We start from the raw sequence: 16,147 nt of genomic DNA on the forward strand, positions 1-16,147 counted from the left end.
TGCTGCTGCTGGGTCACGTTGGTCTTACTTCTTGGCTGGAGCCTTGGCGGGAGCCTTGCCTGCAGGGGCTTCGGTGGGAGCACCCAGGGCCTTGGCGACGTTCTCGTCGAGCGCGCGCATCTTGGGCTCGATGGTGCCGCGGGTTTCCGACACGAGCTTCTCGGTCAGTGCGGTCTGCATCTTCGGGTTCAGGTCCTGGTATTTCTTGCTCAGGGGCGAGTTGATCCAGGCGAGCAGCTGCTTGAGCTCGTCTTCGCTGAAGTTCTGCTCGAGCAGCGGGCTCAGGGCACCGGGAGCCAGTTGAACGGCCTTGTCGCGGACGATCGGATAGGCGTCGTCGAAGTACTTCTTCAGCTCTGCATCGGCTGCCTTGGCGGCCGATTCACGCTTGGCTTCGGGAACCTGCGTCTGCAGGTACTGCGAACCCGCCTGTGCGATCGGAGCGCTCGATTGCTCGACCAGACCGCGCGCCAGCGATTCGATGCCGGGGCGCTGGATGTCGATGAACTGCTTGATGAGCGCGGCCTTGTCCTGGGCCATTGCGGCCATCGAACTGCCAGCCAGGGCGACCGTCAGAAGTGCGAGTTTGATTTTTTTCACTGAGGATTCTCCGTTGAAGATGAGGATGCATCGTCCGCGTCCGGCTCGGATTCGCCGTTCGCGTCATTTTCGACAATGCGTTGAAGACCGCTGAGTTTGGCGCCTTCGTCGAGACCGATAAGCGTAACGCCTTGCGTTGCGCGGCCCAGTTCGCGAATTTCGGCAACCCGGGTGCGCACCAGCACACCCTTGTCAGTGATGAGCATGATCTCATCATCGGCATGAACGAGAGTGGCAGCCACGACCTTGCCGTTGCGTTCACTCTGTTGGATCGCGATCATGCCCTTGGTTCCGCGGCCATGGCGCGTGTATTCGGTAATGCTTGTGCGCTTTCCGTAACCATTTTCCGTGGCGGTGAGCACGCTCTGCTGCTCGTCTTCGGCCACCAGCATGGCGATGACGCCCTGTCCCGGGTCGAGCGACATGCCGCGCACGCCGCGGGCATTCCGGCCCAGCGGACGGACATCCTCCTCGTCGAAACGCACGGCCTTGCCACCGTCGCTGAACAGCATCACGTCATGCTTGCCGTCTGTCAGCGCCGCGCCGATCAGGTAGTCGCCCTCGTCGAGGTTCACGGCGATGATGCCGCCCTTGCGAGGGTTGCTGAACTCGTCGAGCGCAGTCTTCTTCACTGTGCCCATCGAGGTTGCCATGAACACGTACTGGTCCGCCGGGAAATTGCGCTTCTCGCCGGTCAGTGCAAGCACGACGTTGATCTTCTCGCCTTCCTGCAGCGGAAACATGTTGACGATGGGGCGCCCGCGCGATCCGCGCGAACCCGCCGGCACTTCCCACACCTTGAGCCAGTAGAGCCGGCCGCGGTTGGAGAAGCACAGGATGTAGTCGTGCGTGTTGGCGATGAAGAGCTGGTCGATCCAGTCGTCGTCCTTGGTGGCCGTGGCCTGCTTGCCGCGGCCGCCGCGCTTCTGTGCGCGGTATTCGCCCAGCGGCTGGCTCTTGATGTAGCCACTGTGCGAGAGCGTCACCACCATGTCGGTGGGCGTGATCAGGTCTTCGGTGGAGAGGTCGTAGGCGCTGTGCTCGACCTGGCTGCGGCGAGCCCCGATCTTCGACTGGCCGAACTCCTGCTTGATGGTGCCGAGCTCTTCGCCAATGATGGTCGAGACGCGTTCGGGCTTGGCGAGGATGTCGAGCAGGTCGTCGATCTCTGCCATGACATCCTTGTATTCGGCAACGATTTTGTCCTGCTCAAGGCCGGTCAGGCGCTGCAGACGCATCTGCAGGATTTCCTGGGCCTGCGTATCCGAGAGGCGGTAGAGTCCGTCGCCGCCCATGCCGAACTCGCGCTCCAGGCCTTCGGGACGGTAGTCGTCGGCGTTGACCACGCCGCCATCGGCGCGCGAACGCGTGAGCATCTCGCGCACCAGTTTGCTGTCCCAGGCGCGCGTCATGAGCTCGGCCTTGGCCACCGGCGGCGTCGGCGATTCGCGGATGATGCGAATGAACTCGTCGATGTTGGCGAGCGCCACCGCCAGGCCTTCGAGCACGTGGCCGCGTTCGCGGGCCTTGCGCAGCGTGAAGACGGTGCGGCGCGTGACCACTTCACGGCGATGCTGGAGAAAGACCTCGATCAGGTCCTTCAGATTGCACAGCTTCGGCTGGCCGTCGACCAGCGCCACCATGTTGATGCCGAAGGTGTCCTGCAGCTGCGTCTGCTTGTAGAGGTTGTTGAGCACGACCTCGGGCACTTCGCCGCGCTTGAGCTCGATGACCAGGCGCATGCCCGACTTGTCGGACTCGTCCTGGATGTGGCTGATGCCTTCGATCTTCTTCTCGTGCACCAGTTCGGCCATGCGCTCCTGCAACGTCTTCTTGTTGACCTGGTAGGGGAGCTCGTCGACGATGATCGCCTGGCGCTGGCCGCGGTCGATGTCTTCGAAGTGGCACTTGGCGCGCATCACCACCTTGCCGCGGCCGGTGCGGTAGCCGTCCTTCACGCCGTTGATGCCGTAGATGATGCCGGCGGTGGGGAAGTCGGGCGCGGGCACGATTTCCATCAGTTCGTCGATGCTGGCCTGCGGATTGCGCAGCAGGTGCAGGCAGGCATCGACCACTTCGTTCAGGTTGTGCGGCGGGATATTGGTGGCCATGCCGACCGCAATACCGCCGGAGCCATTGACCAGCAAATTCGGAAGCTGGCTCGGCAACACCTTCGGCTCTTTTTCGGAGCCGTCGTAATTGTCCTGAAAGTCGACAGTTTCCTTGTCGATATCAGCCAGCATTTCGTGAGCAATTTTCGCCAGCCGGATTTCCGTATAACGCATTGCGGCCGCGTTGTCTCCATCGACAGACCCGAAGTTGCCCTGGCCGTCCACCAGCATGTGGCGCATCGAGAAGTCCTGAGCCAGCCGCACAATCGTGTCGTAGACCGACTGGTCGCCGTGCGGATGGTATTTACCGATGACGTCGCCGACGATACGGGCCGACTTCTTGTAGGGCCGGTTCCAGTCGTTGTTGAGCTCGTGCATCGCGTAGAGCACCCGGCGGTGCACCGGCTTGAGGCCGTCGCGGGCATCGGGAAGCGCTCGGCCCACGATCACGCTCATGGCGTAATCGAGATAGCTGCTGCGCATTTCCTCTTCGAGACTGATGGGCAGGGTTTCTTTTGCGAAGGACGTCATGAGCAAGGGGCTGGCGGCAGGAACCTTAAATTTTACGCTGTGAGGGGTGTCGCACCGCCGCAACACAAGGCGTCTATTCCGCCTCCGTCCTACGTTTCCGGGGCGCCCGGCGGCCTGTTTGCCAAAGACCCTATGGCACAATCGCCTCAACGTTTTGGGTGGTGGTCACTTAAAGCGTCCTTGATTCGCAGCGCGGCTGCGGCTTTTTCCCCAAGAGGAGAACCATGAAGAAACTGAATAAAGTGGCGATGATGTTTGCAGTCGCTGCGCTCGCCACTGCCGCCGGCGCGCAGACCCGTGTCACCGCTGCGGACGGCGGTCCTACGATCGACAACTGGCAAAACGGCACCGGCGAACTGGTCTGGAAGAACGGCACGAACGAACTGTGCTGGCGCGATGCCAACTGGACGCCTGCTACGGCTGCCGCTGGTTGCGACGGTGCTCTGGTTCCTGCTGCTCCGGCTGCTGCTGCTCCGACCCCTGCTGCTCCGGCTGCCCCGGCTGCACCGCAAGTCGCTGCCAACAAGGTGACCTTCGCTGCCGACGCCTTCTTCGACTTCGACAAGTCGGTTCTGAAGCCCGAAGGTCGCGCCAAGCTGACCGACCTCGTCGAGAAGATTCGTGGTGTGAACCTCGAAGTCATCATCGCTGTGGGCCACACCGACTCGATCGGTACCGACGCCTACAACCAGCGTCTGTCGGTGCGTCGCGCCGAAGCCGTCAAGGCCTTCCTGGTCTCGAAGGGCATCGAACGCAACCGCGTCTACACCGAAGGCAAGGGCGAGAAGCAGCCAGTGGCTGACAACCGCACCAAGGAAGGCCGCGCCAAGAACCGTCGCGTGGAAATCGAAGTGGTCGGCACCCGCGCCAACTGATCGATCGATTCCATCGACCATGAAAACCCCGCTCAGGCGGGGTTTTTTTGTGCCTGTCAAATTGCCGATAGGTCTTTGCGGAAGCCTGTCCATCGTTTATCGGACATTGCTCGTTTCATAATCGCTGCATGACAGAAAACGTGAATGCAGATCCGGCCGAACTGGCCAAGTTTTCAGAACTTGCACATCGCTGGTGGGATTTGGACAGCGAATTTCGCCCTTTGCATGAGATCAATCCTCTGCGCCTCGAATGGATTGATGGAATTGCGCCTATTTCGCAGCAGCGTGTGCTCGATATCGGCTGTGGCGGCGGAATCCTTGCCGATTCGATGGCGCGCAAGGGGGCGGATGTGCTGGGCATCGACCTTGCCGGCAAGGCGCTCAAGGTCGCTCAATTGCACGCGCTGGAGGCCGGCACGCGTGGCGTGAAGTATCGGGAAATCAGCGCTGAGGCGCTGGCGGCCGAGCAGCCGGGCAGTTTCGACGTGGTCACCTGCATGGAAATGCTCGAGCACGTGCCGCAGCCGGACTCGGTCATCCGGGCTTGCGCCACGCTGGTCAAGCCTGGCGGCTGGGTATTCCTCTCGACCATCAACCGCAACCTGAAGGCCTTCATGCTGGCCATCGTCGGCGCCGAATACGTGTTGGGCATGCTGCCCAAAGGCACGCATGAATATGCCAAGCTGATCCGTCCCAGTGAATTGGCGGGGTACTGCCGTGCAGCGGGGCTGGATCTGCGGCACACCCGTGGCATGGAGCACAACCCGCTGACGCGACGTTATTGGCTCAGCGGCGATACCAGCGTCAACTACATGTTCGCCACGCAGAAGCCGTCCGAGTCGGTCAAGGAATCGCAAGGGTGATGGACATCGAAACCAAGGCTGTGCTGTTCGACCTCGACGGCACTTTGATCGACAGTGCTCCCGACCTCGGTGCTGCCGCCGACAAGATGCGAACCGACCGTGGCCTTGCATCTTATCCACTGGAGCGCTACCGGCCGATGGCCGGAGCGGGCGCCCGCGGCATGCTGGGCGTGGCGTTCGGCATCACGCCGGAGTCGCCCGAGTTCGACGTATTGCGTGAAGAATTCTTCGTCACCTACGAGCGCCGCATGCTGCTCAACACGCAGGTGTTCGATGGTGTTCAAGCGCTGATCGAGGGCCTGCGAGAGCAGGGTCTTCCGTGGGGCGTTGTCACCAACAAGTCGATGCGCTTCACCGATCCGCTGACGCGCGCGATCCCGTTGTTCGCCAGCGCGGGTGCCGTGGTGAGCGGCGATACGACGCCGTTCTCGAAGCCGCATCCGGAGCCGCTGCGGGAGGCTTCGCGCCGGCTCGGCGTGGCAGCGGAGGCCTGCATCTACGTCGGCGACGACGAGCGTGACATCATCGCGGGGCGTGCTGCCGGCATGCGGACCGTGGCCGCCACCTACGGCTACATGGGTTCGCAGGCTGATTCGGCGCTGTGGAACGCAGATGCCTCAATCTCTTCGCCCCTGGAGCTCTTGAAGTTGCTCAATAGCGCCTAAAATGAGCCTCTTGGGGCTGCACTGGTTTCGACGTGGGTTCGGAATCGCAGCGGGGCATGTCGAGCTGAATGCGCTCGTAAAACAGATTCAAACAAACTAACTGCAAACGACGAACGTTTCGCACTCGCTGCTTAATTGCCAGTGAGCCTTGCAACAGTTGGCCGATGGGCTGGGCAAGGGGGTCCGGAGCAATCCTGACCTCCCGGCTGCAAGGATAATTACATGGGCTGGCTTCGATCCGGGTACCTTGGGTCGGGGCGAGAAAATAGGGTGCTGGCGTCCGGTGTAGCGTGCGACTGCGCGACACCGGAAGCGAGACTTAAATCAGATCGCTAAACATGTAGAACTGCGCGATGAAGGCTTGCGGACGGGGGTTCAAATCCCCCCAGCTCCACCATCTTGAATGATCGACGCCGACGGCAAACGTCAGCGCTCAATCTGGAACCCACTCACTTTGCAGGTGGCGTTCTTTCTCACACGGCATTTCGTGCGCTGCCTCCGAAGGTCGGCAACACGGTCTCAAATTGCTTGGAGTTTGCTTCAGTCGCACTGGAACAGGACGCCCTGTTCCGCAGGGGCCTTGCCAAGCCAGCGTGGCGTCTTGCTTCTTGCGTCGCAGTAGTCCGAGGCTTGGACATAGGTCATGGCCCGCAGCACGCCTTCGCGCACTGGCGTCACTTCATTTGGGGGAGTCGAGCAGCCTGCGAGGATCAGCAGAGCGAGTGGAAGCAATGGGCGCCAGTTCATCGGGGCATTCTAAGACGGCACTTCATTCGTGCACCGGATGGGATGCACCTGATGCAATAGCCAGGTTGCTGGAAAGAAGCCTCGCAAGTTGCGCGGAATCTTCATGCTTGGCGGTCTGGGGGAGCATCGGCCTCCTGATGGGGGGCAGTCGGTGCTCGGGGCTTTAACGCAGTGGCTCAATGGCGTGTCAGGTCCGAGCAAATTTCGAGGTTCAGGCCGGCGCATCATGGCGCGCTCGATTGGAATCGAAGCCACATCCTTGTATTCCGTCACGCCACTTGAAATACTGTATGAAAATACAGTAAACTGAAGACATGGAACACATGCCTGCCCCTCTCTGGATAGCCGCTTGCGCGCATCGGCTGCGGCAGCGTTGGCACAGTGTCGACTTGCTTGAACTGGAAGAGGTCGCGCGCGGCCTGTGGCGCGATGAACGGTTGCGCGCCATGTGGCCGGAAGAAGCAGCAATGGACTGGCTTCGCCCCATCACATCCGGCAGTTCCGCCATGGTCCCGATTTCTCCTTGACGGGTAACCCGTCCCCCGCTGGTCAACCTGTGCGGGGGCCTTGACGCATTGCCACGCCGATAGGCTTTTCAAGCCCAGCCACCGTGCTGGGCTTTTTTTATGCGTCATCGATATGCAGCCCCGGCAATCCCGCGCAGGCCCGCTTCTTTTTGACGGGGCGCGAAGCTATAGTCGGCCAGCGCTGTCACATTGCAGTCACTGCAAGCCTCTCTCCGCTTACTCGCAGGCAACGCGTCCCGCTTGCCCAGATCCCGAACAAGGACCTTCGTGCCGGATTCCCTGACCTCCACGCTGACTCGCTACTACGACGCGGTGCCCTACGACTCGCACCCGTTTCCTCAGTCGGCCATGGAGCACCTGGAAGCGCTGGCCTATCTCTTCGGGCTCGACGCGCCTGCTCCATCGCGCGCACGCGTGCTCGAGCTCGGATGTGCCGCTGGCGGCAACCTGATTCCGTTCGCGGCGCGCCATCCCGATGCCCGCGCGATCGGCGTCGACCTGTCCACGGTGCAGGTGGCGCAGGGCGTGGCCGCCATCGAGCGTGCGGGCCTGTCGAACGTGGAGCTCAAGGCGTTCGATATCTCGCAGATCGACGCCTCGTTCGGCCAGTTCGACTACATCGTCTGCCACGGCGTGTACAGCTGGGTGCCGCAACCCGTGCAGGAGGCGATCCTGCGCATCTGTGCGCAGAACCTTGCGCCGAACGGCGTGGCGTATGTGAGCTACAACGTGTACCCGGGCTGGAAGGCGCGCGAGATCGTGCGCGACGCCATGATCCTGCGCGGCGGGCCGCGCGACACGCCGGACGAAAAGCTCTCGTATGCGCGCGGCATGCTCGAGTTTCTCGAGCAGTCGGCCCGTCCCGACAGTGTGCTGAAGAAGACGCTCGACGAGGCCATGCCGATCGTGCGCAGCGCCAACAGTTCGTACCTGCTGCACGAGTTCCTCGAGCCCTGCAACGCGCCGTGCTACTTCAAGGAGTTCGTGGCGCGTGCACAGGCGGAGGGCCTTGCCTACCTGTGCGACGCCGAGCCTTCGACCATGTTCGTGCAGAACTACGGCGACAAGGTACATGGCCCGCTCCTGCGCGAGTGCGGGGGCAGCCAGATCCTCATGGAGCAGTACCTCGATTTCCTGGTCAACCGCACGTTTCGCCAGACGCTGCTGGTCGGGCAGCAGAATGCCGACCGCATCCGCTACAGGCTCGATCCTGCGCGCCTGCGCGAACTCGAATTCGCGGGCCTTTTCGCTTCCGCAGACGGCACGGCGTTCACGCTGGACGCCCGCGAGCAACCGTGCAACGCGATCCGCGGCCTCAAGGTCACGCTGCGGCTCCCGGTGCACAAGGCCGTTGCCCAACTGCTCGATGCGGGCTATCCCACTTCGATATCGCCGCAGGCGCTGGTCGACGGAGTATCGCGGCTTGTCGACCAGCCGCCGGCTGCCGTCGAGCCCGCGGTGATGGCCATGCTCGAGGAACTGCTGATCCTGGGTGCCTTGCGGGTGCGTCGCACGACGGTGCCTGTGGTCGCCTCGGTGTCCGAGAGCCCCGTGGCGTTGCCTGCGATCCGTGCCCTCTCCGTTCTGCGCACTGGCGCCGGCGACACCTTCGGCTCCTGCAATCAATGGCACGAGCCGGTCGTGCTGTCGCTGCTCGAGCGCAGCCTGCTGCCGCTGCTCGACGGCAAGCATTCGCACGAGGCGCTCGCGCAGCACCTCGAGGCGGAAGTGCGCAGCGACCGGCTGCGCTTCGTCAAGGACGACAAGCCGCTGACAGAGCCGTCGGCGGTGAAAGAATTCGCCAGGCAGCAGGTCGCGCTGGCGCTGGCGAGCCTGCGGCGCAAGGCGCTGCTGACGGCCTGAGCCGCTCCACCCGGAGACGATCAGAGCCGCCATCCTTCTTCATCGCACTCAAAGAGGAGACTTCTACATGCAACACATCCACTGGACTCCAAAGCTGCGCGCCGCCGTGGCGGCGGTGCTCGCGCTGGCTGCCGCCGGCGCGTCGAATGCCGCGTCGCAGGCGCCGGTCGCGGCCGAGCACGGCATGGTCGTGAGCGCGCAGCACTTGGCCAGCAAAGTCGGCGTCGACGTACTCAAGCGCGGCGGCAATGCCGTCGACGCGGCGGTGGCCGTGGGCTATGCGCTGGCGGTGGTGTATCCCGCCGCGGGCAACCTCGGCGGCGGCGGCTTCATGACCGTGCAGCTGGCCGATGGCCGCAAGACCTTCCTCGATTTCCGCGAGAAGGCGCCGCTGGCCGCGACGGCCAACATGTACCTCGACAAGGACGGCAACGTCATCAAGGGCCTGAGCACCAATGGCCACCTTGCGGTGGGCGTGCCGGGCTCTGTCTCGGGCATGGAATACGCACGCGAGAAGTACGGCACCATGAAGCGCGCCGACCTGATCGCCCCCTCCATCCAACTGGCCGAAAAGGGCTTCGCGCTGGAACAGGGCGACATCGACATGCTCTGGACGTCCACCGCCGATTTCCAGAAGGATCCGGTCTCCGGTGCCATCTTCCTGAACAAGGGCCAGCCCTTCCAGGTCGGCCAGAAGCTGGTGCAGAAGGACCTCGGCAAGACGCTGCGCGCCATCAGCCAGAACGGCACCGACGGCTTCTACAAGGGCTGGGTGGGCCAGGCCATCGTGGCTTCGAGCCAGGCGGGCAAGGGCATCATCACCCAGGCCGACCTCGACCAGTACAAGACGCGCGAACTCGCGCCGGTGGAATGCGACTACCGCGGCTACCGCGTGGTGTCGGCGCCGCCGCCCAGCTCGGGCGGCGTGATCATCTGCGAGATGCTCAACATCCTCGAGGGCTACCCGCTGAAGGAGCTGGGTTTCCGTTCGGCCCAGTCGGTGCACTACCAGATCGAGGCCATGCGCCATGCCTACGTCGACCGCAACAGCTACCTGGGCGATCCAGACTTCGTGAAGAACCCGCTCGAGCGCCTGCTCGACAAGGGCTACGCCGAGAAGATCCGCGCGAGCATCGACCCGAAGAAGGCCGGTGTTTCCAAGGACATCAAGCCCGGCGTGGCGCCGCATGAAGGCAGCAACACCACCCACTACTCGATCACCGACCAATGGGGCAATGCCGTCTCGGTGACCTACACGCTGAACGACTGGTTCGGCGCCAAGGTCACGGCCGCCAAGACCGGCGTGCTGCTGAACAACGAGATGGACGACTTCACGTCGAAGGTCGGCGTGCCCAACCTCTACGGCTTGGTGCAGGGCGAGGCCAACAAGATCGAGCCGGGCAAGCGTCCGCTGAGCTCGATGAGCCCGACCATCGTCTCCAAGGACGGCAAGCCGGTGTTCGTGGTCGGCACGCCGGGCGGCAGCCGCATCATCACGGCGGTGCTGCACACCATCCTGAACGTGGTCGACTACGACATGAACGTGCAGGAAGCCGTCGATGCGCCGCGCTTCCACCAGCAGTGGCTGCCCGACGTCACCAACGTCGAGACCTTCGCGATCAGCCCCGACACGCGCAAGATCCTGACCGACATGGGCCACAACCTGGGCGTGCCGCAACCGGCCAACCACCTGGCGGCCATCATCGTCGGGGCGCCCACGCTGGGCGGCAAGCCGGTGGGCAGCAACCGCTTCTACGGCGCCAACGACCCGCGCCGCAACACCGGTTTGGCCGCAGGGTACTGATCCAGCAAACTCAGGGGCGGTCGTGCCATGCCGGCGCGGCCGCTTTTTTCATTTCCATGCATCTGCAAGACATCCTCTACACCCAGGGCTTCGGCACGCGCCGCGTGTGCGCGGGCCTGGTCCAGCAAGGCCACGTGGCCATCGACGGCAAGGCCGTGACCGACCCCTTCGCCGACCTTGATGCCGAGGGCCTGCTTTTCACCGTCCAGGGCACCCCGTGGGCCTACCACGAGAAGGCCTACCTGATGCTGCACAAGCCGGCAGGTACCGAGTGCTCGCAGAAGCCCTCGACCTATCCGAGCATCTATACGCTGCTGCCGTCGCCGCTGCGCCTGCGGCCCAACAAGGGCGCGGTGCAGGGCGTGCAGGCCATCGGCCGGCTCGACCAGGACACCACCGGCCTTCTGTTGCTGACCGACGACGGCCAGTTCATCCACAAGATGGGCTCGCCCAAGCACCACGTGCCCAAGGTCTACGAGGTGACGGCCAAGCATCCGGTGGACGAGGCCCAGATCGCGAAGCTGCTGGGCGGCGTGGTGCTCGACGACGACCCGAAGCCCGTGCGCGCCGCCGCCTGCGAATCGGACAGTCCGCTGCACCTGCGCCTGACGTTGACCGAAGGCAAGTACCACCAGGTCAAGCGCATGCTGGCCGCGGTCGGCAACCGGGTCGAAGGGCTGCACCGCTCGCGCATGGGCGATCTGGCGCTGCCGGCCGACCTGGCGCCGGGCCAATGGCGCTGGCTGACCGCCGACGAGGTGGCTGGCCTGCGTGCGCCGGCCAAAGCCGCCAAGACACCGAAATAAGCACAAGAAAGCGCCCCCGGACGGTCAGCCAGTCTTAAGGCTCGGCCGTTAATCTCGCCAAGCTCTCTCCCGGAACCTCCCCTTGCGACTTTCTGCCCGACCGAACGGCCGCCTCTCGGCCTTCCTGCTTGCCTGCCTTGCGGCCTTTTCGGTACATATGACGCCCGCCGCCGCTGCGGCCGAGCCTCCTCCGATCTTCGTGCTCAACTCGCTGGACGCCAGCGTGAGCGTGATCAATCCGGTCGACTGGACCGAGAAGCAGCGCATCGCGACCGGCAAGGAGCCGCACCACATCTACATGACGCCCGACGAGAAGTCGGTCATCGTGGCCAATTCGGCGGGCGACTCGCTGACCTTCCTCAATCCGAAGACGGCCGAAGTGCAGCGGGTGGTGTACGGCATCACCGATCCGTACCAACTGCAGTTCTCCCGCGACATGAAGTGGTTCGTCACCGCGGGCAACCGCCTGAACCACGTTGACGTGTACCGCTGGGACGGCAAGGATTTCAAGCTGGCCAAGCGCATCGCCACCGGCAAGACGCCCAGCCACATCTGGATCGACAACACCAGCACCATCGCCTACGTGACCATGCAGGACAGCGACGAGATGATCGCCGTCGACCTGCCCACGCAGGCCATCAAGTGGCGCACCGTCACCGGCCCGATGCCGGCCGACATCTTCGGCGTGCACAACGACAAGACGCTGCTGGTCGGCCTAACCGGCAGCGACGGCGTGCAGGTGTTCGACGTGGCCGGCGCCGAGCCCAAGCTGGTCGGCAAGATCCCCACCGGCAAGGGCGCCCATGCCTTCCGTTCGGCCGGCGACGGCAAGACCGTGTTCGTGAGCAACCGCGTGGCGAACACCATCAGCCGCATCGACCTGACCACGCTGAAGGTGATCGCCACCTATTCCGTGCCCGGCGGCCCCGACTGCATGGATGTCTCGGCCGACGGAAAGACGCTGTACGTGACCTCGCGCTGGGCCAAGAAGCTCACGGTGGTGGACCTCGTCGCCCAGAAGGTCGTGCGCCAGGTCAACGTCGGCCGTTCGCCGCACGGCGTCTGGACCCTGGACCATGGCAAGCGCACGTAGAAGCGCCGGCGTGGCGCTCGCGCTGCTGCTGGCCGGCAGCGTCATGCCCGGCGCCTGGGCGGCGCAGGGCACGGCCAGCTGCGAGAAGCCGGTCTACCTGACCTTCGACACAGGCCACATGGGCATTGCCCCGCTGGTGGCCGACGTGCTCAAGCGCCAGAACGTGAGAGTCACTTTCTTCGCCGCCGCCGAGCGCACCCAGACCGATGGCGACAGCCTCGACGACCACTGGGCGCCATGGTGGAAGGCGAGGGCGGCCGAGGGCAACGAGTTCGGCTCGCACACCTACGACCACGCTTACTGGCGCGCCGACGTGAAGGGCGCGCCGTCGAGCTTCCGCATCAAGCCGTCGGCCGGTCCGCAGAACGGCAAGGAATCGACCTGGAGCGCGGCCGAGTATTGCGCGAACATCCGCAAGTCGTCCGACCGGCTGGCTGCCATCACCGGCAAGAAGCCGCTGCCGCTGTACCGTGCGCCGGGCGGCAAGACCTCGCCCGCGCTGCTGGCCGCGGCCGAGGGCTGCGGCTACAAGTACGTCGGCTGGGCGCCCGCGGGCTTCCTGGGCGACGAATTGCCGAGCGAGAAGTTCAGCAATGCGAAGCTGCTCACGCAGGCGCTCGACACCATCCGCCCCGGCGACATCCTGCTGGCGCACCTGGGCATCTGGTCGCGCAAGGATCCCTGGGCGCCGGCCAACCTCGAGCCGCTGATCGTCGGCCTCAAGGCCAAGGGCTTCTGCTTCGAGACCCTGCGCCAGCACCCCGATTTCCGCGCCTGGATCGCATCCCATCCCTGAGGTCCGTGCCGTGATCGAGTGGTTGACCGACATGTTCTCCGCGCTGCAGGGCTGGTTCTTCGAAGCCGTCGTGCAGCCGCTGGTCTTCGCCGTCGGCCTCGGCGGATGGACCGAAGACGCCTTCGACGCCACCGGCTGGCTGCTGGTCGGCGTCATCCAGGTCGTTGTGCTGGTCGCGCTGATCGGCCCGCTGCAGCGCTGGCGCTCGGTGGAGCCCGTGACCGACCGCCATGCGATCCGCATCGACGTGCTCTACACGCTGATCCATCGGCTTGGCCTGTTCCGCCTGGCGATCTTCTTCACGCTGCAGCCCTTCTTCGACGACGCCATGGGCAGCCTGCGCACGGCGGGGTGGGGCACTTTCCACCTCGACGAGGTGTGGCCCGGCGTGACCGACGTGCCGGTGGTCGCCTTTGCCATCTATCTCGTGGTGCTCGACTTCGTCGGCTACTGGATCCACCGCGGTCAGCACCAGTTCAACTGGTGGTGGGGCCTGCATTCGCTGCACCACTCGCAGCGGCAGATGACCATGTGGAGCGACGACCGCAATCACCTGCTCGACGACATCGTGCACGACACGCTCATCGTCATCGTGGCGCAGCTGATCGGCGTGGCGCCGGGCCAGTTCATCGCCTTCGTCGCGTTCACCCAGCTCAGCGAGAGTCTGCAGCATGCCAACCTGCGGCTGAGCTTCGGCGCGATCGGCGAGCGGCTGTGGATCAGCCCGCGCTTCCACCGGCTGCACCACAGCATCGGCCTGGGCCACGAGTCGCACGGCAGGAGCACGCTCGGCGGCCACAACTTCGGCGTGCTGCTGCCGTGGTGGGACATGATGTTCGGCACCGCCAACTTCGAGAACCGCTACGACCCCACGGGCATCCGCGACCAGGTCGAACCCGGCGCCGACGGGCGCGTGCGCGAGTACGGACGCGGCTTCTGGGCGCAGCAGTGGCTCGGCCTGAAGCGAATGGTCGGGCGCGGCTGAGGGGCTCCGTCCCTTGAAGGCCTCGCCCGAGGCGTTATCCTCCCTGCCTCATGCGCCTGCTCCTCGACTCCTTCTGGCGCGCGGTCGCCTATTGCATGCTGCCGCGCGTGATCGTGCTGTCGCTGCTGCCGCTGGGCCTGATGGTGGTGCTGGCCGCGGGGCTCGGCTACTTCTTCTGGGATGCGGCGGTGGCCTGGACGCACGGCGCGCTCGACGCGTGGCCGCTGTTGTCGAGTTTCTGGGCCTGGATCGGCCGGCTGTTCTCGGGCGACGTCACCGGCATGCTCGCGCCGCTGGTCGTGGTGCTGGCAGCCACGCCGCTGATCGTGGTGATCTGCCTGCTCATCGTGGCCGGCTTCATGGCGCCGGCGCTCACCAGGCTGGTGGCCGAGCGGCGCTTTCCATCGCTCGAGCAGAAGAAGGGCGCTTCCTTCTTCGGCAGCGTGGCTCGTTCCCTCGGCGCCACCGTGCTGGCGCTGATCGCGCTGGTGGTGTCGATGCCGTTGTGGCTCATCCCGCCGCTGGTGCTGATTCTTCCGCCGCTCATCTGGGGCTGGCTGACCTACCGGGTGATGAGTTTCGACGCGCTGGCCGAGCATGCCAGCCCCGAGGAGCGCGCTGCGCTGATGCGCGCGCACCGCGTGCCGCTCCTGTGCGTCGGCGTGCTGTGCGGTTATCTGGGCGCCGCGCCGAGCATCGTCTGGGCTTCCGGGCTCCTGTTCGCGGCCGCCTTCTTCGTGCTGGTGCCGCTCGCCATCTGGATCTACACGCTGGTGTTCGCGTTCTCGGCGCTCTGGTTCGCCCACTACTGCCTCGATGCCCTGGCGCAGCTGCGCACCCAGCGCGCCGCGGCCGCGGCGTCGTCCGTGAATGCAACGCCGGCCCTCGAGGTCGCCGAGGCCAACCGCGCCGCTCTTTCTCAATGGGGTTCACCATGACACGCGCATTCGGTCTCATCGTCGTCGGCGACGAGATCCTTTCCGGCAAGCGGGCCGACAAGCACATGGCCAAGGTCATCGAGCTGCTCGCCGCGCGCGGCCTGCAGCTCAGCTGGGCCGAGTACGTCGGCGATGAGCCGGACCGCATCACCGCCGCACTCGCCCGCGCTTTCGCCTCGGGCGACGTCGTGTTCTCGACCGGCGGCATCGGCGCCACGCCCGACGACCACACGCGCCAGTGCGCCGCCAGGGCGCTGGGCGTGCCGCTCGAGCTGCATCCCGAGGCCGAATTGCTGATCCGCGAACGCATGCAGGACACCGCGCGCGAGCAGGGCGTGCCCTACGAGCCCGACCGCGCCGACAACATCCACCGGCTGAACATGGGCGTGTTCCCGCAGGGCGCCACGCTCATTTACAACCCGTACAACAAGATCCCCGGCTTCAGCGTCGGCGACGTGCATTTCGTGCCCGGTTTCCCGGTCATGGCCTGGCCCATGGTCGAGTCGGTGCTCGACGGCCGCTACAAGGACCTGTTCACCCGCAACGGCGTCGCCGAGAAATCCGTGATCGTTTTCGGTGCCATGGAAGCAACGCTGACCCCCCTGATGCAGGCCATCGAAAACCGGCACGCCGGCATCAAGGTGTTCAGCCTGCCGAGCGTCGATCACCCCCAGTACGGCCGGCATATCGAGCTGGGCGTCAAGGGCGACCCCGGTCTGCTCGATGCGGCCTATGCGCAGTTGATCGAGGGCCTGCACGGTTTCGATGCGAAGCTTGGCCCCGAATTGGTGCGTTGATTTTCAATGCACCAAATAAGTGAATTTCCGCCTTCATTTGGGGTCTGCAGCGTTCACCAAAGCCTCATCCGCTGAGGCGACAATGGCACAGAACCTGCAATCCCTCTTGCCTGTATTCCTAACCACCATCCAACTCAGGAGAAACT

At 64.5% G+C, this 16,147-nt stretch carries 14 protein-coding genes and 1 other RNA gene; 13 read left to right on the forward strand and 2 right to left on the reverse strand.

Going from position 1 to position 16,147, the window contains the following annotated elements; genetic code table 11:
* Positions 1 to 24: 24 nt before the first annotated feature.
* Together AACL56_RS11250 and gyrA are read right to left on the reverse strand one after the other, a co-directional pair.
* Positions 25 to 600, reverse strand: a complete 576-nt coding sequence (locus tag AACL56_RS11250; RefSeq protein WP_339089914.1) for a DUF2059 domain-containing protein — start codon at positions 598 to 600, stop codon at positions 25 to 27.
* Positions 597 to 3,242: a DNA gyrase subunit A gene (gyrA, locus tag AACL56_RS11255; RefSeq protein WP_339092850.1), complete on the reverse strand. Its 2,646-nt coding sequence runs from the start codon at positions 3,240 to 3,242 to the stop codon at positions 597 to 599. The genes AACL56_RS11250 and gyrA overlap by 4 nt, the downstream gene beginning before the upstream one ends.
* Before the next feature lie 224 nt (positions 3,243 to 3,466).
* Between gyrA and ompA the strand changes: the two genes are divergently transcribed.
* The 13 genes from ompA (at position 3,467) to AACL56_RS11320 (ending at position 16,001) form a co-directional block, all read left to right on the forward strand.
* The gene (gene ompA, locus AACL56_RS11260; protein WP_056510399.1) at positions 3,467 to 4,117 is read left to right on the forward strand and encodes an outer membrane protein OmpA; all 651 of its coding nucleotides are present in this window, start codon (positions 3,467 to 3,469) and stop codon (positions 4,115 to 4,117) included.
* A gap of 128 nt (positions 4,118 to 4,245) precedes the next feature.
* On the forward strand, positions 4,246 to 4,980 hold the full coding sequence (ubiG, locus tag AACL56_RS11265; RefSeq protein WP_339089915.1) for a bifunctional 2-polyprenyl-6-hydroxyphenol methylase/3-demethylubiquinol 3-O-methyltransferase UbiG: 735 nt from the start codon (positions 4,246 to 4,248) through the stop codon (positions 4,978 to 4,980).
* The gene (locus AACL56_RS11270; RefSeq protein WP_339089916.1) at positions 4,980 to 5,645 is read left to right on the forward strand and encodes an HAD-IA family hydrolase; all 666 of its coding nucleotides are present in this window, start codon (positions 4,980 to 4,982) and stop codon (positions 5,643 to 5,645) included. The genes ubiG and AACL56_RS11270 overlap by 1 nt, the downstream gene beginning before the upstream one ends.
* 12 nt (positions 5,646 to 5,657) lie before the next feature.
* Positions 5,658 to 6,042: a transfer-messenger RNA gene (ssrA, locus tag AACL56_RS11275) on the forward strand.
* Positions 6,043 to 6,706: 664 nt separating this feature from the next.
* Positions 6,707 to 6,919, forward strand: a complete 213-nt coding sequence (locus AACL56_RS11280) for a hypothetical protein (RefSeq protein ID WP_339089917.1) — start codon at positions 6,707 to 6,709, stop codon at positions 6,917 to 6,919.
* A gap of 267 nt (positions 6,920 to 7,186) precedes the next feature.
* Entirely contained in the window at positions 7,187 to 8,782 is a 1,596-nt protein-coding gene (locus tag AACL56_RS11285) for a class I SAM-dependent methyltransferase (protein WP_339089918.1), read from the forward strand.
* 67 nt (positions 8,783 to 8,849) lie between these two features.
* The gene (ggt, locus tag AACL56_RS11290) at positions 8,850 to 10,586 is read left to right on the forward strand and encodes a gamma-glutamyltransferase (RefSeq protein ID WP_339089919.1); all 1,737 of its coding nucleotides are present in this window, start codon (positions 8,850 to 8,852) and stop codon (positions 10,584 to 10,586) included.
* A 56-nt stretch (positions 10,587 to 10,642) separates the two neighbouring features.
* On the forward strand, positions 10,643 to 11,392 hold the full coding sequence (locus AACL56_RS11295; protein ID WP_339089920.1) for a pseudouridine synthase: 750 nt from the start codon (positions 10,643 to 10,645) through the stop codon (positions 11,390 to 11,392).
* 82 nt (positions 11,393 to 11,474) lie between these two features.
* Positions 11,475 to 12,485, forward strand: coding sequence for a YncE family protein (locus AACL56_RS11300; RefSeq protein ID WP_339089921.1), 1,011 nt, complete (start codon positions 11,475 to 11,477; stop codon positions 12,483 to 12,485).
* Positions 12,469 to 13,281 (forward strand): polysaccharide deacetylase family protein, encoded by an 813-nt coding sequence (locus AACL56_RS11305; protein WP_339089922.1) that lies wholly within the window; start codon positions 12,469 to 12,471, stop codon positions 13,279 to 13,281. The genes AACL56_RS11300 and AACL56_RS11305 overlap by 17 nt, the downstream gene beginning before the upstream one ends.
* Before the next feature lie 10 nt (positions 13,282 to 13,291).
* Entirely contained in the window at positions 13,292 to 14,266 is a 975-nt protein-coding gene (locus AACL56_RS11310; RefSeq protein WP_339089923.1) for a sterol desaturase family protein, read from the forward strand.
* A gap of 50 nt (positions 14,267 to 14,316) precedes the next feature.
* Positions 14,317 to 15,204, forward strand: coding sequence for an EI24 domain-containing protein (locus AACL56_RS11315; protein WP_339089924.1), 888 nt, complete (start codon positions 14,317 to 14,319; stop codon positions 15,202 to 15,204).
* Positions 15,201 to 16,001: a competence/damage-inducible protein A gene (locus tag AACL56_RS11320; protein ID WP_339089925.1), complete on the forward strand. Its 801-nt coding sequence runs from the start codon at positions 15,201 to 15,203 to the stop codon at positions 15,999 to 16,001. Before AACL56_RS11315 ends, AACL56_RS11320 begins: the two co-directional genes overlap by 4 nt.
* Positions 16,002 to 16,147 lie beyond the last annotated feature (146 nt).

The organism is Variovorax paradoxus, from assembly GCF_902712855.1.
In the GTDB taxonomy this organism is placed as follows: Bacteria; Pseudomonadota; Gammaproteobacteria; order Burkholderiales; family Burkholderiaceae_C; genus Variovorax; species Variovorax paradoxus_Q.